Below are 19,235 nucleotides of genomic sequence, written 5' to 3'. Positions count from 1 at the left end.
CATGTGGCACGACGCTCACGGCTCCGGCGCAGGCTACCTCTCCAGTCCGATAGAAGGAACTATCCACGATTTGGTGGCCAGAATCGCAAACCTGGCCGACGGTGTCCAGGTTGATCGGCGACTGGGAGTCGCCGTAGAATACGCTGCGCATGCGCGCGAGATGGGTCTGGATTTTCAGTGGGGAGGGCCCTGGGTGGATGCCGCTCCTCACGGTCTGCGCGCGACCGTGCCGTCCAGTGTTCTTGCACGCGTGATTGAAGGGCTCGCCAAGTGCGGAATGGACTGGTTATGCTGCGGAGCATCGACGCCTGCTGTTGACGTCCGGCGTCTCACAGCTGTCGCAGCCAGCGTCGGTCTTAGGGTGGCTCTCGAGGTAGGGCCAGACGCGGTTACTTTTCTCGACTCGGATGCCAGTGCTGCACTCGACACCACCCTAGAAGGACTGTTACCGAGTGTCACAGCGATAGCCTCAGCAGACGGTGTTCTAGATTCGCTGCCGCGCGTGCCGCAGGAGGCGCTGGTAGCTCTCGGACGCTGCCATCCTGCGCCTGAGAGAATCGCAGCGACTCTGCTGAGGTGGGGACGTCCCATCGTTCCGCTTCTGGCTGCGGTTCGATACAGCTCCGACATCTCGGCGCTGGTCACAGCAGAGGGCATGACCGAGCTGACGAGCGTGCTACCGCACCATTCACGCATTATGGCGCTACGGCAACCAGGTGCCTTAGCTATGGGACGTCGAGAGGCAATGCGGTATCTCGGATTGCGTGTCTTGTCGGCGGCGGAACGCTCGCATCTCACGGACGGCTGGCGACTCCTCCACGACGTTCTCGCGGCCTATGCAGCGGGCGGAGGTCAGCTCTTGCTGGGGTCAGGTGCTCCAGGGCTCGGTCTGCACCCATATTTTGCGCTCGTTGAGGAGCTGCGGATCTGGCGTCAGGCAGGGGTGCCTGAGGACGCCTGCCACGCTACCCATCTGACTCCTGCACGCTTACTCAAGGAGGATCATGTCAGTTCTCACAGCCACTAATGTCACAAAATCCTATGGCCTGGTGCGTGCCGTCGACGGCGTCAGCCTCGAGGTCAGTGCGGGAGAAATCGTTGCGCTGCTCGGACATAACGGATCGGGCAAAACTACCCTGCTGGAGTGTATCGAAGGACTACGCCGACCCGACTCTGGGCACATCAGGATCCTCGGACGCGAACACTCCTACATGGCGCGCGTGCCAGACAGACTCGGAGTGCAGCTTCAAGAAGAACAACTACCGAGTCGCATCAAGGTGAGGGAAGCTCTGTGGCTGTACTCCCATATCTACGCAGTGCCCGACGCGCCCCAAGATTTGATGGAGGCCATGGACGTTGCTCCGCTGCTCGACAAGCGATTCGACGCGCTGAGCGGCGGGCAGAAACGCCGCGTCAATCTTTGCCTCGCATTCATCGGGCAGCCAGAGCTCGTCTTGCTTGATGAGCCCACGGCCGGGCTTGACCCCGAAGCCCAGCGAGCCCTGGTGCAGGTACTGCGGCGACATCGCAATGAGGGCCTCGCGGTGCTCATGACGCTGCACGAGGTTGACCACGCAGCCGAACTCGCGGACCGTGTCGTCGTGATGGCCCACGGCCAGATCGCCGCCACCGGCACAGTAAGTGAACTGATTGCCAGCCTGAACGTGGCCGCCTGCGCAGTGCTTACCTCAGGCACGGACGCTGGGCCATGGCAGGAGGTCGGGGACGTCCAGCATGGGCCTGAGGACACATGGCTGGTGTTCGGCGACAGGGTTGCCCTCCAACAGGCAATGTCCACGCTGCCAGGCGGCGAGACCGCCTCGCTCAGACCCGTGGGGTTGGGCGATGTCGTGACCAGGGCGGCACAACAGGAGGTGACCAGGTGAGAGATTTACGTTCCACGTACGCGCTGACAGTAGTGGAGACCCGATTGTTTTTGCGCGAACCCTTTGCACTTTTCTTCTCTTTGGCGTTTCCGCTAATCCTGCTGCTCTTTGTGGGGTCTATTGGCGGCAGTACACCGCTGCCCGGTGGTGGCAGATTCATCGACAGCTATATGGCAGTCATGGTCGGGGTTACTGCCGCCAATGTTGGCCTCATGGGCATGTCTATTCATATCGCTGAGAACCGTGGGCAGGGAGTGCTGAAGCGTTACCGGCTATCGCCCTTGCCCGTCTGGGGCTATTTCGCAGCCCAATTTGTCACCGCACTCATCGTCGTGACACTGGCTATTGTTTTGCTGGCAATCATCACTTTCGCGGTCTACGGGCCGCCACAGGATGCGAACTGGCCTGTCTTCATCGCCGTGAGTTTACTAGCACTCTACGTCACCATGAGTTACGGGATCTTCTTGGGCGGTTTACCGCTGCCGTTGCGCAGCATCCAGGTAATCTCGGCGGCAGTGTTTTTCCTCGCCTTCTTCGCCAGTGGGGCCGCTCTGCCGAGAGATTCGTTCCCCGGTTGGCTACAACGTGCGTCGGATTTCAACCCACTCACCATTCTCAACGAATCCCTCATGAACTCATACATCAATCATCAGGTCGACTGGCTGGCACTCGGGATCCTGGTTGCGTCGACCGTCATCGTCAATCTCATCTGCCTTCGGATCTTCGACTGGGAAGGAAACAACTGATGACCACTACATATCAGCCTCCTACAATCGCCAGCTCACCCGACAGTGACGGCCTCGCCTCCTGGTCGTTTAACAGCCGGCGCCCCGTCATCAAACCCCGCCTCAACCACGCCGAGGCCGTCGCGCTTGACGAAGTCGAGCAGCTCTACAGCCCCAGCGGCTTCGTGCGGCTGCTGACCACATACTTCCGGCCTGCGCCGGGTGCTGGTCTCCACGTCGGACACGGGCAGTACTTCGACTTCGACCACATCACAAGCCGCCTGCTCGGAGTTGCTGGGCTTAACTCGTCCTACGCCAGCCAGGTGTATGGAGGAGGTAAAGGCCTGGACCTTCACGAGACCTATGTGTCTAGCATGGGCGAGGGTATCGAACGAGTCTTGGGGTCGTTCGCCTTCCTCTCGTGGGCCGATCGACTACAGACCGGATCGCGGCGAGCAATGGAAGACCGTGGCAACCACTGTCTCGGGCCCGAAGATCTGCCCATCTTCTCGGATGCCCAGCACGCCGATCCGCACTTCGGCTTTGATAGGTGGGACGACAACACCGAGATGGGGTGGATCCCGGGTACCCGGTTATATTCAGGAGAAACCTGTTGGGTCCCCGCACAGCTGGTGTTGTTCATTTACTATCGGCCAGACGACGAGCCGCTCATCGGTCTTGCCCCGTCGGGCGGGCTAGCTAGCCATATCACGACTGACCTGGCCATCTACCACGCGCTCGACGAACTGATCGAACGTGATGCCGTCAACCTGCGCTGGCATGCGCGCGTTCCGCTCGACAAGGTCATCATTGATGTTAATCCGCGAAACCCGCGCATTCGGCGCGCTCTCGCCCAGCTTGATCGCGGTATCGGCAAGCCAGACTTCTACCTGCAAAACCTCGACTTTTTCGAGTTTCCAGTGCTCACAGCAATTGAGTTCGACAATTGGCTGCCTGAGCTACGTTACAACGCCGGCGGCGGTGTAGGGGCTAGCCCAGACGACGCCATGAGGTCGGCACTTGGTGAATACTGCCAGTCAGAGCGATCGCTGCGCATCTGCCAGCTAGCTGACAACTGGCAGTTCGAAACCGCCTTCCAGCGCCTCTTCGGTATCCACGCCGAAGCGGAGCCCTACGAGTTTGCCCGCTTCGTGCAGGCCATCACTTACTACGGCCATCCACGCAACCAGAAGCGGGCCGACTGGTACTTCAACGGGGGTGGTGAGGTCACCCTCAGCGAGCTATACCGCCGCTGTGATGAAGCCGACCCGAACCCATACCGTAGGATCCACGCTGCCATGCAGGCTCGAGGAATTGACCCCATCATGTTCGATTTCACGCCACCGGACTTCAGGCAAACCAAGGTCTGGAAGGCCTTCATACCCGAGCTCTCCCAGCCGTATCCGCCGCAGTCGCCTGCGCTCGGCCACCCTAGATACCTCACATGCCCGGTAGTTGCCGGCTACCGCGATACACCGCTCGACCAAGCTGACTTGCTCACCGACCCATTGCCCTATCCGTAAGGAGAACTCTATGACTGACGCCGCTACGAATCACAGCGCAGGACTACCCCGTGGCATGGGCGTGCCCGCTGCATTTACCATCGCCGCAGTAGTTGTGAGCGCTTTACGGGCAGGTAGCCTCATTGGTTTAGCGCCACATCTGTGGCAAACGGGAGGCTTATCGTGGCCCTTCACAGTGCTACTCATGCACGTGGCCGGCGCATTGTTCACTGTTGCCGCCGCAGTGACGCATTCGCGCACCGGACTGCTTATCGCGGTGTTATACACCGGATACTCGACAGTCATACTGGGGCTTGACGCGCCTACGATGCCGCTGCAAGTCCTCGTCTGGATGCTTGGCGGACTGACGCTGCTGCTCGTGCTGGTTGCCTCAGTGTTCGTCAAGGCTCCGGATCAGCGCGCTAGGCAGTCTCGTTGCCTACTCATGGGAGCCGTGGCACTCGTGCTGGGCATCGTGATCATGATACTACTGCACCATTAGTCGATCCGTGGAACTGGCGACGCGAATCGCTCCTTCGCTACTTCCGGCAAAGACCAAACTAGTTCCGCTCACGGAGCAGTCAACAACCGAACGGGATTGTAGTTGATCCGAATCCGGGTTAATACCCTAAATGAATGTACTGAACCCTGAAAGTTGGACGGTTATTTGTTCAGTTTTAGGGTTGGGGGGTGTTATGCGTCCTGATAGTTCGTTGTCGGTGGAGCAGCGTGTGGCGGCTGTTGATTCGTTTGAGGCGGGGTATGGCTCTCGAGCCGCAGCGAGAAAACTTGGGTTGCCGTTTCGGCCGGTGAGTCTTCTTTATGACAGGTGGGTTCTGCATGGGAGAATGGCGCTTGCGGCACGTGATACGAAAGCTGTCTACTCGTGGGAGTTCAAGCGCTCGATTGTTGCTCGCTTTCTTGCTGGCGAGACCGCGACGCAGCTGGCGGCAGAGTTCAATTTTTCTTCGTCTGATCTCGTGTATTCCTAGGTGCGGGTGTGGCGTTTAGCTGGCGATGAGGGCTTACGCCCGAAAAGGCGTGGCAGGAAGCCGAAAACGTTGATCGCTAGCCCTGATCCCGAGAGGAGCGCGACGGTTGCGGATGCTGCGTTGATTGAGGAGAATACGAGGTTAAAGCAGAGGTAGCGTATTTGAAAAAATTACGAGATCTGAGGGAGCAGGGGCAAGGCTGAAAACTCGTGTGGTTGCCACTCTCAGATCTGAATACCCGTTGCCGGTACTGTTACAGGTAGCCAATCTGGCGCGATCGACATTCTATTATCAGCTGGGGCAGATGCAGGCTCAGGACCGGCATGTGAAGTTGAAACAGGCGATTCGGAAGATTTTCGATAAAAGCCATCAGCGTTATGGTTATCGCCGTGTGCGGCTTCAGCTGCTGCGCGATGGGTGGTGTGTGTCGCGCAAGCTTGTTGCTAAGTTGATGAGGCAGCTCGGTTTACGCTCTAAAACGAGGAAGCGTAAGTGTTACAACTCTTACCGCGGTACAACGTCACGTCGGGCTGATAATCATTTAGATCGGCGGTTTGCCACGGAAAAGCCGAATCAACAATGGGTCTCCGATATTACCCAGTTCCAGATCTCGGGGCAGAAGCTGTATGTGTCTCCGGTGATGGATTTGTGTGATCATTCGATTCTTGCTCACACTCTTTCGGTGTCTCCTACAACGAAAGTGTCCGCGTTGAGCCTGAAAAAGGCTTTTCGTGTAGCGGGTGATCCTGGAGGTGTTCTTGTTCATACTGATCAGGGTTATCACTATCAGCATTAGTCATGGATCAGTCAGCTAGTTGAGCATCAGTGCGTTCAATCCATGAGCCGTAAGGGCAATTGTTGCGATAACTCCGTGATGGAGAACTTCTTTTCTCACTTGAAAGAAGAAATGTTCAACAATGACTCATTCGTTTCCATCAGCGAGCTACGCGCAGCGATTGACGAGTACATACAGTGGTACAACACTGGGCGTATGCAAGAACGGCTCGCAGGGATGACCCCAAACGAATACCGGCAACACGCACTAACCACCATCGGATAGAATCACACTGTCCAAGAATTGGGGTTCAGTACAAAGATGTACACCGTTGATTTCCTCACTAAGAAGAAAGCCAAGGACGAAGGCGAAATACCCCAATATTATGTGATAAGCAATCATGAGCCGATCGTGCCAGTAGAAGTATGGGACTTCGTCCAAGCTGAACTCGCTGATGTCAAACAAGGTCGCTGTTCTAGCTCCCGGACTCGTGAGTTCTCCGGGAAAATCATGTGTGGCCAGTGCGGTTCCTGGTACGGGTCAAAAACCTGGCACGCAGGCTCAAAATACGAGAAGCGAATCTGGCGATGCAACCACAAATACGCAGGCAAAACGAAATGCGCGACACCACACCTGACTGATCAACAAATCAAAGCGACCTTCACCCAAGCACTTGAGAATCTCGCTGCGCACAGCACTGCCCATACTGATATTGATCTGCTTGTACGTGAACGATTCGACACCAGCGCCTTGAAACACAAGAACAAGCACTCGCAGGGCAAATCGACGTGATCGTCATGGCGATTGAAGACCTCATCACCGTGAACGCGCGCCAGCCACTCGAGCAGGACGAATATCAGACACGGTTCAACGCCTTGACCGAACAGCACGAAAGACTATTAGCCGAGCACAAAAACATCGCAGGCTAGATCATGGACAAGCAGACCCGTCACAAAGCCTACGGGTACTATCAGCACCAGCTCGCCCAGCTCGGCGACAGGAACAGGATCGAGCACATCCCCTTCCGCTGGCATACTCTCCTCGACCACGCCGAAGTCGGAACTGACGGCACGATAACCTATGTATTCAGCGACAGACAAAGGTTTATTTTACAGGCGGGGTGACAGGCTCTGTATACTTCCACAGCTCAATCACAAACTCATCTTTCCAATTTTGCTTATGTCTATACATTCGTGGGTTTATCCACGCACCACGATCATTTAATTCATATTGGCGAAAGAGAATTGATGCACCGTCTTGTCCTCTGTTTACCTTATTGCCTCTATCACTTAGGAAACCTAACATATATTCAAGCTCGTCAAAATTTTTCACACCATGCGACATGGAATTCACTCGAAATTCGAGGTATTTCCAGAATTGATCTGAAGTTTTGAGGGCACTAACCGCAAGGACTAGTGAGTACAGTGGAAAAATTCCGAAGTTTACTGACGAGTTTCCATCTGCAACCTCAGCGGCGTTCCAAAGCAACCCACCGTAGCTAGAGAAAGTCGTAATAAAACCAGCTACTTTATCGGCAAAAGCCTTGTCAGAGTCAGAGGGGCGCCAGCCGCTCTTCCAGTGCGTTATTCTGGTAGCAAGCTGCGAGGCGGCTTTGGTTAAAACTACGGTGTCAAAATTTGCTACAACGCTTGAATTGTTGACAGATAGTCGATTGGCTTTACATTCGCCAATGAAGACTGCCTGTGTTGAAGAACCAAGTACGTCAATATCGTCGGGATTCTTAGAACTCTTTGGGTTTATCAAATCCACAGAGGAACGCCAATCAATACTGGAAGGGCCCCATTTTTGAAGTAGAGCAGTCGTGACATCCTCGAGAACCTTCCCTTGTGAATGCTGGGAGCTTGCCTGCATGCACAGCTGCAACAGAGCATCTTCGCGTTGCGTTAACCAAGCGGATCTTCCGAGTACTCGATATTTACCATCAAGCTCGACAAGAGGAGAGAACGTCGGTAGGTCGCTATTTAATGTATTTTGAATATTGGCAGGTGATATTGATTGGTGATTTGCTGTTAGTTCCCGCAAGAGCTCGTCCGGCACAGCATTTAGAAGCATGTCGCTGAATGCTTCTGGTATATAGTTTTTCCTATTAGCAATAGCTTCCTTCAAAGAATCGGTTGCACTTACCGTATTCATATTGATTTGCTCAGCTATTTTTGAATTAATACTTTCAGAAATTTTGCAGCTGTCAGCATTTACCTCTGCCCACTTGCCTATTTCTTTTGTAATCTCGTCCGTGATCCACATCATACGTGTTTCAGGCTCTACGAGGCGATTTATTTCGAGCTGCTTAGCAGCATTGCGAAGAACCCGTTCATCATCATCCTCAAATGCGGTGGAAGATATGTGCAACTCCATGAGATGTGTCGCAACCCAACGCACATACTTATTGAACACCTTGAGCGCTTCGTATTGGGTAACCTTCTTTCCGTTGCCGAAAACTCCAATCAACCACGCACCTCGGGCGAGAGAAAAAGTCTCACCTCCCTTTGGGGCTCTATATTCGTTTAATCGATCATTGCACTCGCCAAATAGGAGTTCTAAGGAGGCTCGAGGGTCAATTTCTTCCAAAGCAATACAGAGTTCTTGGAGGGTACCATGCGCGCACTCTTCTATTGCTTTCCTTAAAATCTCGACTTGCTGGGATTCTCTTTTGTGCAGAGCAATCACATAATCGTGCCAGATAGTCTTGGCAGTCGCTGTCGCGTATCGTAAATGCGTGCGGTAAGCATTGTCGATAACTTTCTGGAGCATTTCGTCATCGGTCTGCGCCGTTTTGTCACTGGACACTTTACTGCCTCTCTAAACTTCAATGTTTAAAAACTACCCCTACGCAGCCAGCGCGTAAGTTGTGCCATCTTAATATCAATTCTGCTCGCAAAGTTTCGTAGTAGGTGTCAAAAGTGTGTGGGATGTGCGGGTTGAGGTGTTTGAGGAGGCGTCGTTTGTGACGGGGTGCTGTGGGTGGGGTCCCGCTTCTTTGGTCAGATAAAGCTCGTCCTAAACGCTGTGAGATTGCGGCTCTTAGATGGTTCGCCTCCTCTCGGGTAAGTTTCGCTCAGCAAAGTATCTGACAGAGTGTCATAATAATTGTCTGTATGGCATTCGTTCGTTGATCCACGTCAAAGGTCGTTGAAGTATGAGCGCAGTAAACCAGAATTCTGAAGTAGCCCCCACGCGCCGTGACTGGATGGCTCTAGCAGTTCTCTCCATTGGTTTGGGGCTCATTGTCCTTGACGGCACAGTCGTCGGAGTTGCTCTCCCCGTCATTATTGGGGACTTGCAGCTGAATATCGCCGACGCGCAATGGGTAAATAGTCTCTATGCAGTCCTGCTCGCAGCGCTTCTGCTTTCGACGGGCAACTTGGCTGATAGATGGGGACGTAAAAAGGTATTCCTGATCGGTATCGTCGTGTTCGTAGCGGGAAGTCTCTTAGCTGCCCAATCCGAAACCGCGAGGGTTCTGATCTCGTCGCGCGCGGTCCAAGCGTTGGGGGCGGCTTTCTGGACTGGCCCCCGTTATTGGACAGTTTGACGGTTGTGTTTGTGTCCTGAATTGGGGTGTTAGTGTGCTTCGTTGGAATTTGGTTGCTGGGAGCGGGAAAGTGTCGCCTCGCACTCCTTTTTGTCAGGCTGTGCGACCGTGCAGCGCCTCGTACATCACGTGGCGCACCCCAGCGGAAACTCCTCGCGATAATTCCTATAGGCTTGAGATGAAGACCCCAGAACTTTCACTGAAGAAAGCTACATTGTCGGGGTTATGTATTTGAGAGCCTAGGGATCCTTGAGCTTCCGCGATTGACGAATGACTGTCTATGGATAACTCTTTGGAAACTTCGAAGGTGGAGTCGCCCCCGATTAGTGGAGTTGCGCGCATTTAAGCCATAAACGTGGTCTCGATAGGGACATTGACGCGGGTCTGTCGTAAACTAGGCGAGTTGTCATGCGCCCGAATTGGGTGCTCCCGCAAATTTGAAAACGTTTTGGAGTGCACGCACGTGAAGAGCACCGTTGAGACTCTCGAACCCACCAAGGTTCGCCTGACCGTTGAGGTTCCCTACGAGGAACTGTCCGATGAGATGAACAAGGCCTACAAGGACATCTCCCAGCAGGTCTCTATCCCCGGTTTCCGTAAGGGCCACGTGCCACCTCGCATCATCGACCAGCGTTTCGGTCGCGCAGCCGTCATTGAGCAGGTCGTCAACGAGGTCCTGCCGGGTCACTACTCGGATGCAGTCGCAGAGCATTCGCTTCGCCCGATGCAGCAACCGCAGGTCGAGGTCACTGAGATCCCGAACACCACCGGCGAACAGGGTGGGCAGCTGGTTTTCACCGCTGAGGTCCCGGTTGTGCCGGACTTCGAGCTCCCCGAATTTGACGAGAAGACCGTTGTCACCGTCGACACCACCGAGGTTACCGACGAAGACGTCCAGAAGGAACTCGACGAGCTCCGCTCTCGCTTCGCAACCCTGAAGACCATCAACCGCAAGGCCAAGACCGGCGATTACGCAACCATCGACATGGTTGCCACCATCAACGGTGAAGAGGTCGACTCGGTCGCAGACGTGTCCTACGAAATCGGCTCGGGTAACATGCTTGACGGTCAGGACAAGGCTCTGCGTGGCACCAAGGCTGGCGACGAGGTTTCCTTCACGTCCACCCTCAAGGGTGGCGACCACGAAGGTGAAGAAGCAGACGTCACCATCACCGTGAAGTCCATGAAGGCGCGCGAACTGCCGAAGGCAGACGACGACTTCGCTCAGATGGTTTCCGAATTCGACACCATCGACGAGCTCATGGAAGACCTGCGCACGCAGGCCGGCCAGTCAAAGACCTCGCAGCAGGCGCTACAGGCTCGCGACAACCTGATTACCGACCTCCTCGAAAAGGTTGAGATCCTTCTTCCTGAAGAGGTCATCGAGCACGAGGTTTCGCGCCGCGTCTCCGAAGGTGCTAAGCCGAAAGAAAAGAAGGAAGCACGCGCGGCCGTCGAGCGCGAACTGCGTTCCGAACTCCTCTCCGAGGCAATCGCGAAGAAGTTCGATGTTCAGGTTTCCCAGCAAGAACTCATCGACTACGCGATCCAGATGTCGCAGAACCTCGGCATCGACATCAACCAGCTGTTCTCCTCCTCGCAGCAGATGGCAGCAGTTGTCGCAGACCTCGGCCGTTCCAAGGCTATGATCGAGGCCCTGCGTCAGGTCACCGTCAAGGACACCGAAGGCACGGTCGTTGACCTATCTGAGTTCTTCGGCGACGTTGCAGAGGAAGAAGCAGAAGCTGAAGAGGCAGAAGAGCCCACTGAAGCCTGATTCAAGCATGCGCTAGCAACGCGCTAGTGAGTGTGGCCGGTACTTTCGGGTACCGGCCACATTGCATGTGGGAGGCCTCATACTGCTATGAGCACTGCGCCTACAGCGAACAGAGGGGGATTGGCTGAGCCTTGTCCGCGTGAAACCGATAAGTTATACCCAGTGGGATCTGAAAGCGGATCTATTCGACCAAGGAGAATCCTCGTGAGCGACCAGGCTGTAATGGCAGGCGGCGGCGTGCAATCGCCGATGGGTCTGTCCGACTCCGTGTACCAGCGACTTCTTGCAGAACGCATCATTTGGCTGAACGGCGAGGTCCGTGATGAAAACGCCAACGCGATCTGCGCCCAGATGCTTCTGCTTGCCGCCGAAGATCCGGACCGCGACATCTACCTGTACATCAACAGCCCGGGTGGGTCGGTGACCGCAGGCATGGCAATTTACGACACTATGCAGTACGTCAAGCCTGATGTTGTCACTGTCGCAATGGGCTTGGCTGCTTCGATGGGTCAGTTCCTGCTGACCGCAGGCGCGCCGGGCAAGCGCTTCATCACCCCGCATACTCGCGTCCTGCTCCACCAGCCTCTGGGCGGTGCCGGTGGTAGCGCCACTGAGATTCGTATTAACGCGGACCTGATTCTGAAGATGAAGAAGGAACTCGCCGAGATCACCGCTGAGCGTACCGGCAAGTCCGTTGAGCAGATCGAACTGGACGCGGACCGTGACAATTGGTTCTCGGCGTACGAGGCCCTGGAATACGGCTTCGTTGACAAGGTCATCGTGAACCCGCAGGAAATTAGCACGCTCGGCCAGGATGGAGAAAACTGATGAGCACCACCCCGTACTTTGAAGGTATCGCCCGTCAGATGCCACAGGCTCGCTATGTTCTGCCGAATTTCGAAGAGCGCACCGCTTACGGTTTTAAGCGCCAGGACCCCTACGCCAAGCTGTTCGAGGATCGCATTGTGTTCCTCGGCGTGCAGGTTGATGACGCGTCTGCTGATGACGTGATGGCGCAGCTTCTGGTTCTGGAAAGCCAGGATCCAGATTCGCTGATCACCATGTACATCAACAGCCCCGGTGGTTCCTTCACCGCGCTGACCGCAATCTACGACACGATGCAGTACATTAAGCCACAGATCCAGACCGTGTGCCTTGGTCAGGCCGCATCGGCTGCAGCCGTTCTGCTGGCGGCCGGTTCACCGGGCAAGCGCCTGGCACTGCCGAATGCTCGTGTTCTGATCCACCAGCCGGCCATGGAAGGCATGCAGGGGCAGGCATCCGATATCCAGATCGTTGCTGACGAGATCGACCGTATGCGCGCGTGGCTGGAAGATACGCTCGCGCATCACTCGGGCACCCCGGTTGAGCAGGTCCGCCGTGACATCGAGCGCGACAAGATCCTGACCGCTCCCCAGGCGAAAGAATACGGCCTGATCGACCAGGTCCTCGCCTCCCGGAAGGGCGCTTGAAAAGCGGTGAAGACGGCACCTCGTCACGCGCGTGACGAGGTGCCGTCTTCACCGCTCAGAGGGAGGGCTTCAGACGGCGTCGTCGCGGACATCGACTCCGTATCGCGCGATGATGCGGAAGCCGAGGAGCTCTGCGACGACGACGGCGCTCGACACCACGGCGAGGGAACGGCTGAGGACATGCACCCTCCCCTCATCGGGACCGAAGAGCCAGACGAGGAAGGAGACCGCGAAGACGGTGAGACTGACGGCGAGCCCGAAACGGCGCGCAATCCGCCTGCGCTGCCAGGTGTGCAGCTTAGGCTCCTGAGCGGATTTCGGCTCTCGATCGTCTAGCACTTCGTGCTGACCCACACCATGAGGGCGTCGAAGCCGTACGCATAGATGAAGGCCACGACTGCGGCACCGGCCGCACCGGCGGCGAGCGCCGTAGCCAGAGCAGCCGACCAACCTGCGTGATGAACGAGAGTCACCACCCAGATTGCGTACGAGCACAACAAGGTCGAATTCGATGCGGCGAACATCGGTGGGTGGGGGGCGTCGTCGTTCGGAAGGATGAGCGGTGATGGTGTCGCCGTGTCCTTCAGGGATACCAATTGAGCCGTGGAAATAGGCTCGATCGATGTCGGTGAGAATCCCGGCGGCGGGGGGAGGAGGACCTCGTCGCCGTCGGAGTAGGTCACCCGGAACAGACCTGATGAGGCATCGAACGCGGCTGTCACGCTCTGACCGTCAACTTCGATGGTGGCGTGACCGTTTCCAAGCGATTTCATCGTGAGGGGGTTGACGGGATCGGCAAGTTCGAAGTCTTCGATGCTCGCGATTGACAATAGTGGTGTCTGCGGTTGCGGAGAGGCTGCGAGGGATGAGGGTGCCATGAGGCTTGTGACGAGGAAGAGAGTGCAGGTGACAACTAGAGATTCGGTAATGAGGATCAGCTTCTTGTACACGGGTGCGCTCCACATCTGCTAGCTCCCATACGGTGTGACAACTCACAGTCTAGGGAAACTGCCATGCGCATCGCAATGCCTGGCTCATTGGAATTTCAGGAATTCGATCGGAACCGTCGAGGCGCCGCGGAGGATGCTCGAATGACGCCGCGCGCCAGATGGCGCACGGCGTCTGCCTGCTATAGGCTGAACCGCAAGGAAAGCGCCAGTCGGCGCTCACAATGAAGCGGAGGAACCGTGGCTCGACTGACCGACGGAGCTGAACTGCTCAAGTGCTCGTTCTGTGGAAAGAGCCAGAAGCAGGTGCGCAAGCTCATCGGCGGGTCCGGTGTCTACATCTGCGACGAGTGCATCGACCTCTGCAACGAAATCATCGCTGAGGAATTGGGCAAGGCTCCTGAAGAAACCTCGGAACTGCCCCTGCCGAAGCCGATTGAGATCAACGACTTCCTGAATTCGTGGGTGATCGGCCAGGATCGTGCGAAGCGTGCGCTGTCTGTCGCGGTCTACAACCACTACAAGCGTGTGAAGTCGCGTGACGCTGGACATGCGGAAGACATGCAGGGGACCAAGTCGAACATTCTGTTGCTTGGCCCCACGGGTACGGGTAAGACTCACTTGGCGCGTTCGCTGGCGCGTATGCTTGACGTTCCTTTCGCGATCGTTGATGCGACTGCGCTGACGGAAGCCGGCTACGTTGGTGAGGACGTCGAGAATATTCTTCTCCGTCTGATCCAGACTGCGGATGGTGACATTAAAAAGGCTGAACGAGGCATCATCTACGTCGACGAAATCGACAAGATTGGCCGTAAGGGCGAGAACGCCTCGATCACACGCGATGTTTCCGGCGAAGGTGTTCAGCAGGCTCTGCTGAAGATTATTGAAGGCACGGTTGCTTCGGTGCCACCGCAGGGCGGACGCAAGCATCCGAACCAGCAGTTCCTTGAGATCGACACGTCGGGCATCCTGTTCATTGCAGCGGGTGCTTTCGCAGGCATTGAAGAGATCGTGAAGGCTCGCTTGGGTCAGCGTTCCACCGGTTTTGGTTCAGACCTGAAGTCTGCTGCCGAAATGGGTGACCTGTACAAGGCGATCACCCCGGAAGATCTGCACAAGTTCGGCATGATTCCAGAATTCATTGGTCGTCTGCCGATCCTGACGTCCACGCAAGAACTGACCGAAGAAGACCTCGTCCGCGTCCTGACCGAGCCGACGAACTCCCTAGTCCACCAGTACCAGCATCTTTTCGAGCTTGATGGCATTGATCTGGAGTTCACACACGAGGCGCTGCTCGAGGTTGCAGCCTTGGCAAACGAGCGTAAGACCGGTGCCCGTGGCCTGTCGTCGATCATGGAGAACACACTGTCTGACCTGATGTTTGAGCTGCCCAGTCGTGACGACGTGGGGCGCGTTGTGATTACGCGCGAGTACGTTCTTGGCGAAGGGGAGCCTGAGCTCTACGCCGAGCGCGCTCATCAGATCCGCACCGCCTGAACCAGACGGGAAACCAATGGTAGAAGAAACGCAGATCAGCGCCCACACGTCCGGAGACACTCTGATCGGAACAGGCATCCCTGCCGAGCTGGCTGACGCGCGTGGAACCATCGACAACATCGATGCTGCGCTCGTCCATATTCTTGCTGAGCGTTTCCGCTGTACCCAGCGAGTCGGACACATCAAAGCTCTCCATGATCTTCCGCCGGCTGACCCGGCACGTGAAGCACGACAGGTTGCGCGCCTGCGATCGCTCGCTGAAGAATCCGGCCTCGATCCCGACTTTGCGGAAAAGTTCCTTGCCTTCATGGTGAAGGAAGTTATTCGCCACCACGAAGACATCAAGGCCGAGTACGACGAGGGGTCGCGCCTCTAAAACGCGCGCCGGCATCCCTCAGACCATTGCGGTGCTAGAGAATTTCGACCCCACGAATCGTCACCGCCGACACCCATCTGCGCGGAGGCGAATCGGGTCAGAGGCGGGGAATGTGCGAACGCCCCCGCCTCGTTTAACCCTCTCAGGGTTGTTTGATGAAATTCTGCGCGGGCTCCCCGATAGTTTTCAGGTAGCTTTCAGGGTTGTGGACTGTAATCTATTCAGGCAGTGAGAACCATTGCTGATAAGCAGTCCTCAAGGAGTTTTTTGATGAAGAATCGCACGCAGACGCGCGCCCTTGCCGTCATCGCCGTCACCATGGCGACGGTCCTCAGCGCATGCGGATCGACCGGTTCGTCCACCTCGTCCGCGTCCAGCACCGAGAGCCAGAGCGCAACGGCCACCAACGCGGCCAGCAACGACCCCAATCTGCTGTTTGCTCAGTGCATGCGTGACAAGGGCTTCGACGTGCCCGACACAGGCCTGACGCCCGATCAGCTCAACGATCACTCCACCGCCTTCGACTCTGCCCTCAACGAGTGCATGATGAAGGTCTCCGGCCTGACCGGCGAGGACAACATCGCGAACGACCCCGCAGCGCGCGAGTCAATGGTCAAGGCAGCGCAGTGCCTGCGTGAGGCCGGATACGACGTCAAGGACCCGCAGGCCGGCGAAGGCATCAGCGTCAAGGACATCCCCGAGGATGTGCTCAACAAGTGCTTCCAGCAGTCAGGGGCCGCCAAGTGAAGCGTTCGCGCACCCTACGCCCCGCAGCACTCGCGATCCTAGCGATCGGCGCGCTGAGCCTGTCCGCCTGCTCGGGCACCAACACAGACGCCCAAGCCCCTCAGTCCTTTGACGGTGCGACGGAGACCATCACGAAGGGAGACCTGGTGGGGGAGACCACTGTCCAGGGAAACCTCCACTACGCTGACTCCTACACACTCAAGAGCGCCTTCGAAGGCGTTGTCACCTCCTTGCCCACGCCCGGCACGTCCCTCACCCAGGGATCGCACGTGTACACGGTCGCCGGCAACAACACGTACCTGCTCCACGGCTCTATCCCCGCCTGGCGCACGTTTGAGGAGGGCATGGGCAACGGCGAGGACGTCACCCAGCTGGAGACCGCGCTGTCCGAGCTCGGCTATTTCGAGGCCACCCCCGATGCCCACTTCGACTGGAACACGATCGTGGCGATCCAGAAGTGGCAAAAGGCCCTCAACCTGCCCCGGACCGGCTCGTTGCCGCTGGGCACCGTCCTCTTTGCACCTGAGGACCTGCGTATTGGTGCGCTGAAGGCTCGCGTCGGCGACAACGCGACGATGGAGACGGACCTGTTCACGGCCTCGTCCTCGCGTCAGGTCATCTCTGCGAACCTGAAGCTCTCCGACCAGGCCCTCGGCGTCGTCGGAAACTCAGTGACCGTGCGCCTGCCCGGCTCCGCCACCACGACGACCGGGACGATTACCTCGGTCGAACCCCCGCGCGAAAAAGCCGGCGAGGAGGAAGCCGAAGAGACGACCAAGGAACGAATCATTCCGATCACCGTCACCCCTGATGACACCTCCGCCCTCGAAGGGCTCCAGGAGGCCTCGGTCTCCCTGGGCTTGACCTCCGAGACTCGCACAGACGTGCTGTCCGTGCCCCTCAGTGCGCTCGTGGCCCTAAGTGCCGACCAGTTCGGCGTCGAGGTCGTGGATGAGTCGGGCAAGATTCGTCGGGTCCCTGTCACCGTCGGCCTGTTCGCGGGAGACCGCGTCGAAGTGAGCGGCGACGAGATCGCCGAAGGCCAGCGCGTGGTGGTGCCCAACCGATGAGCCACATCCTGCAACTGACCGACGTGCACCGGTCCTTCGGCAGCCCGCCCGTGCACGCCTGTAACGGAGTATCCCTGGCTGTCGACGAGGGAGAGTTCGTCGCCATCGTCGGGCCGTCCGGCTCTGGAAAATCCACTCTGCTCAACCTCATCGGAACGCTCGACCGACCCACCTCGGGTAGCGTGTGCATCAACGGCACGGACGTGTCCTCCCTGCGTGACACGGAGCTGTCGGGAGTGCGATCGTCGCTGATCGGTTTCGTGTTCCAGCAGTTCCACCTGACGGCCGGCGTCTGCGCCCTCGACAACGTTGCAGACGGACTGCTCTACCGGGGCGTGCCCCGTGCCAAGCGCCGCGAGGCTGCACGTGAGGCTCTGACCCGCGTGGGCCTCGGACACCGCATGGATCACAAGCCCCACCAGATGTCGGGCGGTGAACGCCAGCGCGTCGCGATCGCTCGTGCCATCATCGGGCACCCGGCCCTACTGCTGGCCGACGAGCCCACCGGCAACCTCGACTCGCGCTCGGGCGCGTCCATCGTCGCCCTCCTGCGCGAGCTCAACGAAGCCGGCACTACCATCATTGTGATCACCCACGACAACGACCTGGCGGCCTCGCTGCCCAGGCAGATCGCCATCCGCGATGGTGAGATCGTCTCCGACTCTGCACACCCGGGAGGTGGCCTTGATGAGTGAGAAGAACTCAGGAACCGGCCGTTCCGCCCTGCGCTTTTCGGACGTCGCGCGCCTAGGCCTGACGGGCCTGCGTGCTCGCCCCATGCGCGCCGTGCTCTCGGCCCTGGGCATCGCGATCGGCATCGCGGCCATGGTCGGCGTCGTCGGCGTCTCCGCATCCTCGCAGGCCCGCTTGCAAGAACAGCTACGAGCACTGGGCACCAACATGTTGACGGCGCGCAGTGGCGCGGATCTGTCGGGAACGGACCTCATCCTGCCCGAGGACGCCGTGGGCCGCACTCTCATGATCCCGGGCGTCACCGACGCGGCCTCGACGTCGACGCTAAGCGGCGTCTCCGTGTACCGTTCGCGCCTGTCCGACCCGAATGCGACCGGCGGCATCATCACGATGGCGGCCGACACGAACCTCCTGAAGGTCGTATCCGGGACCATGAAGAAGGGGACATGGCTCAACGATGCCACCGCGAAGTACCCGGGCGTCGTCCTGGGCTCGAAAGCCGCGCAGTTGCTCGGCGTCGTCGAGCCGGGCACCCAGGTGTGGTTGGGTGGCATGTCGTTCACCGTCTTGGGCATCATGGATCCAGCACCCCTGGCCGAGGAACTTGATAACGCCGCCCTCATCGGTGTTGCCGCCGCGGGTACGTACTTCGACGCGGGTAAGACCCCCACGACGATCTATGAGCGCTCCTTAGAGGAGCAGGTGGAGAATGTCCGCGAGCTCCTCGGACCCACGCTCGCCCCGCAGGGCGCCACCGGCCTGAAGGTCTCACGCCCCTCCGATGCACTGGCAGCCCAAAACGCGGCCGACCAGACGCTCACGACCCTGCTCGCCGGCGTCGGCTCGATCGCCCTGCTCGTCGGTGGCATCGGTGTGGCCAACACGATGATCATTTCCGTCCTGGAACGTCGCAAGGAGATTGGCCTGCGCCGCTCGCTTGGCGCCAGGAGGGGGCACATCACCGTGCAGTTCCTGGCCGAAGCCCTGCTACTGTCCTTCCTCGGAGGACTCGCCGGATGCCTCATCGGCGCCGGCGTCACCTGGGGCATGTGTTACGCGTACGGTTGGCCGCCCACCCTGCACTGGTGGGTGATCGCCGCAGGCCTCGGCTCCACTCTCCTTATCGGCGCCGTCGCCGGGCTCTACCCCGCGATCCGAGCGGCCCGCACGCCACCCACAGCGGCGCTCGCCTCGCAGTAGGACGCCCACACAAGAAAGCCGTG

General features: G+C 58.0%; 22 protein-coding genes. 19 read left to right on the top strand and 3 right to left on the bottom strand.

The features are described from left to right. The first annotated feature begins 1 nt into the window (after nt 1). From QP109_RS04270 to QP109_RS04230, 9 genes are all read left to right on the top strand, one after another. Complete coding sequence (locus tag QP109_RS04270) at nt 2-1,027, top strand: hypothetical protein (protein ID WP_285023504.1); 1,026 nt, start codon at nt 2-4, stop codon at nt 1,025-1,027. Continuing rightward, nucleotides 1,005-1,886, top strand: coding sequence for an ABC transporter ATP-binding protein (locus QP109_RS04265; protein ID WP_285023502.1), 882 nt, complete (start codon nt 1,005-1,007; stop codon nt 1,884-1,886). Before QP109_RS04270 ends, QP109_RS04265 begins: the two co-directional genes overlap by 23 nt. After that, complete coding sequence (locus QP109_RS04260; protein ID WP_285023499.1) at nt 1,883-2,632, top strand: ABC transporter permease; 750 nt, start codon at nt 1,883-1,885, stop codon at nt 2,630-2,632. The genes QP109_RS04265 and QP109_RS04260 overlap by 4 nt, the downstream gene beginning before the upstream one ends. Beyond that, the gene (locus QP109_RS04255) at nt 2,632-4,134 is read left to right on the top strand and encodes a YcaO-like family protein (RefSeq protein WP_285023497.1); all 1,503 of its coding nucleotides are present in this window, start codon (nt 2,632-2,634) and stop codon (nt 4,132-4,134) included. The genes QP109_RS04260 and QP109_RS04255 overlap by 1 nt, the downstream gene beginning before the upstream one ends. A 10-nt stretch (nt 4,135-4,144) precedes the next feature. Then, nucleotides 4,145-4,615, top strand: coding sequence for a hypothetical protein (locus tag QP109_RS04250; protein WP_285023494.1), 471 nt, complete (start codon nt 4,145-4,147; stop codon nt 4,613-4,615). 346 nt (nt 4,616-4,961) lie between these two features. Further along, nucleotides 4,962-5,105 carry a hypothetical protein gene (locus tag QP109_RS04245; RefSeq protein ID WP_285023492.1) on the top strand — a complete coding sequence of 48 codons (144 nt, stop codon included), beginning with the start codon at nt 4,962-4,964 and terminating at the stop codon, nt 5,103-5,105. A gap of 169 nt (nt 5,106-5,274) precedes the next feature. After that, nucleotides 5,275-5,901, top strand: a complete 627-nt coding sequence (locus QP109_RS04240) for an IS3 family transposase (protein WP_350224312.1) — start codon at nt 5,275-5,277, stop codon at nt 5,899-5,901. A gap of 42 nt (nt 5,902-5,943) precedes the next feature. Further along, nucleotides 5,944-6,165, top strand: a complete 222-nt coding sequence (locus QP109_RS04235; protein ID WP_285023490.1) for an IS3 family transposase — start codon at nt 5,944-5,946, stop codon at nt 6,163-6,165. Nucleotides 6,166-6,201: 36 nt separating this feature from the next. Further along, nucleotides 6,202-6,672 (top strand): recombinase zinc beta ribbon domain-containing protein, encoded by a 471-nt coding sequence (locus QP109_RS04230; RefSeq protein ID WP_285023488.1) that lies wholly within the window; start codon nt 6,202-6,204, stop codon nt 6,670-6,672. Between the two features lie 107 nt (nt 6,673-6,779). Here QP109_RS04230 and QP109_RS04225 read toward each other — a convergent pair whose 3' ends face one another. Beyond that, nucleotides 6,780-6,980 carry a hypothetical protein gene (locus QP109_RS04225; RefSeq protein WP_285023486.1) on the bottom strand — a complete coding sequence of 67 codons (201 nt, stop codon included), beginning with the start codon at nt 6,978-6,980 and terminating at the stop codon, nt 6,780-6,782. Between the two features lie 4 nt (nt 6,981-6,984). Next, on the bottom strand, nt 6,985-8,688 hold the full coding sequence (locus tag QP109_RS04220; protein WP_285023484.1) for a hypothetical protein: 1,704 nt from the start codon (nt 8,686-8,688) through the stop codon (nt 6,985-6,987). A 349-nt stretch (nt 8,689-9,037) separates the two neighbouring features. Here QP109_RS04220 and QP109_RS04215 point away from each other — a divergent pair, with 349 nt between their 5' ends. The 4 genes from QP109_RS04215 to QP109_RS04200 all read left to right on the top strand — a co-directional run bounded on the left by QP109_RS04215 (nt 9,038) and on the right by QP109_RS04200 (nt 12,682). Then, nucleotides 9,038-9,433 carry an MFS transporter gene (locus tag QP109_RS04215; RefSeq protein WP_285023482.1) on the top strand — a complete coding sequence of 132 codons (396 nt, stop codon included), beginning with the start codon at nt 9,038-9,040 and terminating at the stop codon, nt 9,431-9,433. 463 nt (nt 9,434-9,896) lie between these two features. Continuing rightward, the gene (gene tig / locus QP109_RS04210; RefSeq protein ID WP_195225285.1) at nt 9,897-11,210 is read left to right on the top strand and encodes a trigger factor; all 1,314 of its coding nucleotides are present in this window, start codon (nt 9,897-9,899) and stop codon (nt 11,208-11,210) included. A gap of 222 nt (nt 11,211-11,432) precedes the next feature. Then, entirely contained in the window at nt 11,433-12,038 is a 606-nt protein-coding gene (locus QP109_RS04205) for an ATP-dependent Clp protease proteolytic subunit (RefSeq protein WP_040318567.1), read from the top strand. After that, the gene (locus QP109_RS04200) at nt 12,038-12,682 is read left to right on the top strand and encodes an ATP-dependent Clp protease proteolytic subunit (RefSeq protein ID WP_285023479.1); all 645 of its coding nucleotides are present in this window, start codon (nt 12,038-12,040) and stop codon (nt 12,680-12,682) included. The genes QP109_RS04205 and QP109_RS04200 overlap by 1 nt, the downstream gene beginning before the upstream one ends. Nucleotides 12,683-13,014: 332 nt before the next feature. On the opposite strand, the gene QP109_RS04195 is transcribed toward QP109_RS04200, so the two are convergent. Then, entirely contained in the window at nt 13,015-13,647 is a 633-nt protein-coding gene (locus QP109_RS04195) for a hypothetical protein (protein WP_285023477.1), read from the bottom strand. A 222-nt stretch (nt 13,648-13,869) separates the two neighbouring features. Between QP109_RS04195 and clpX the strand changes: the two genes are divergently transcribed. The 6 genes from clpX (at nt 13,870) to QP109_RS04165 (ending at nt 19,212) form a co-directional block, all read left to right on the top strand. After that, nucleotides 13,870-15,126 (top strand): ATP-dependent Clp protease ATP-binding subunit ClpX, encoded by a 1,257-nt coding sequence (clpX, locus tag QP109_RS04190; RefSeq protein WP_285023475.1) that lies wholly within the window; start codon nt 13,870-13,872, stop codon nt 15,124-15,126. 16 nt (nt 15,127-15,142) lie between these two features. After that, the gene (locus tag QP109_RS04185; RefSeq protein ID WP_285023473.1) at nt 15,143-15,502 is read left to right on the top strand and encodes a chorismate mutase; all 360 of its coding nucleotides are present in this window, start codon (nt 15,143-15,145) and stop codon (nt 15,500-15,502) included. Between the two features lie 270 nt (nt 15,503-15,772). Then, nucleotides 15,773-16,249, top strand: coding sequence for a hypothetical protein (locus QP109_RS04180; protein WP_270772670.1), 477 nt, complete (start codon nt 15,773-15,775; stop codon nt 16,247-16,249). Further along, the gene (locus QP109_RS04175; RefSeq protein WP_285023471.1) at nt 16,246-17,319 is read left to right on the top strand and encodes a peptidoglycan-binding protein; all 1,074 of its coding nucleotides are present in this window, start codon (nt 16,246-16,248) and stop codon (nt 17,317-17,319) included. The genes QP109_RS04180 and QP109_RS04175 overlap by 4 nt, the downstream gene beginning before the upstream one ends. Continuing rightward, nucleotides 17,316-18,014, top strand: coding sequence for an ABC transporter ATP-binding protein (locus QP109_RS04170; RefSeq protein WP_270772673.1), 699 nt, complete (start codon nt 17,316-17,318; stop codon nt 18,012-18,014). The genes QP109_RS04175 and QP109_RS04170 overlap by 4 nt, the downstream gene beginning before the upstream one ends. Next, the gene (locus QP109_RS04165; RefSeq protein ID WP_270772675.1) at nt 18,004-19,212 is read left to right on the top strand and encodes an ABC transporter permease; all 1,209 of its coding nucleotides are present in this window, start codon (nt 18,004-18,006) and stop codon (nt 19,210-19,212) included. The genes QP109_RS04170 and QP109_RS04165 overlap by 11 nt, the downstream gene beginning before the upstream one ends. Nucleotides 19,213-19,235: the final 23 nt, after the last annotated feature.

The organism is Pauljensenia sp. UMB9872, assembly GCF_030212665.1.
In the GTDB taxonomy this organism is placed as follows: domain Bacteria; phylum Actinomycetota; class Actinomycetes; order Actinomycetales; family Actinomycetaceae; genus Pauljensenia; species Pauljensenia turicensis_B.
The sequence above is the reverse complement of the archived record's forward strand: the minus strand, read 5'-3'. Positions and strand labels throughout refer to the sequence as shown.

Excerpts from the sequence above, each read along its gene's own strand:
- QP109_RS04270 (WP_285023504.1), top strand. The coding sequence starts at position 2 with ATGTGGCACGACGCTCACGGCTCCGGCGCAGGCTACCTCTCCAGTCCG.
- QP109_RS04265 (WP_285023502.1), top strand. The coding sequence starts at position 1,005 with ATGTCAGTTCTCACAGCCACTAATGTCACAAAATCCTATGGCCTGGTG.
- QP109_RS04255 (WP_285023497.1), top strand. The coding sequence starts at position 2,632 with ATGACCACTACATATCAGCCTCCTACAATCGCCAGCTCACCCGACAGT.
- QP109_RS04250 (WP_285023494.1), top strand. The coding sequence starts at position 4,145 with ATGACTGACGCCGCTACGAATCACAGCGCAGGACTACCCCGTGGCATG.
- QP109_RS04245 (WP_285023492.1), top strand. The coding sequence starts at position 4,962 with ATGGCGCTTGCGGCACGTGATACGAAAGCTGTCTACTCGTGGGAGTTC.
- QP109_RS04235 (WP_285023490.1), top strand. The coding sequence starts at position 5,944 with ATGAGCCGTAAGGGCAATTGTTGCGATAACTCCGTGATGGAGAACTTC.
- QP109_RS04230 (WP_285023488.1), top strand. The coding sequence starts at position 6,202 with ATGTACACCGTTGATTTCCTCACTAAGAAGAAAGCCAAGGACGAAGGC.
- QP109_RS04215 (WP_285023482.1), top strand. The coding sequence starts at position 9,038 with ATGAGCGCAGTAAACCAGAATTCTGAAGTAGCCCCCACGCGCCGTGAC.
- QP109_RS04205 (WP_040318567.1), top strand. The coding sequence starts at position 11,433 with ATGGCAGGCGGCGGCGTGCAATCGCCGATGGGTCTGTCCGACTCCGTG.
- QP109_RS04200 (WP_285023479.1), top strand. The coding sequence starts at position 12,038 with ATGAGCACCACCCCGTACTTTGAAGGTATCGCCCGTCAGATGCCACAG.
- QP109_RS04195 (WP_285023477.1), bottom strand. The coding sequence starts at position 13,647 with ATGTGGAGCGCACCCGTGTACAAGAAGCTGATCCTCATTACCGAATCT.
- QP109_RS04185 (WP_285023473.1), top strand. The coding sequence starts at position 15,143 with ATGGTAGAAGAAACGCAGATCAGCGCCCACACGTCCGGAGACACTCTG.
- QP109_RS04180 (WP_270772670.1), top strand. The coding sequence starts at position 15,773 with ATGAAGAATCGCACGCAGACGCGCGCCCTTGCCGTCATCGCCGTCACC.
- QP109_RS04170 (WP_270772673.1), top strand. The coding sequence starts at position 17,316 with ATGAGCCACATCCTGCAACTGACCGACGTGCACCGGTCCTTCGGCAGC.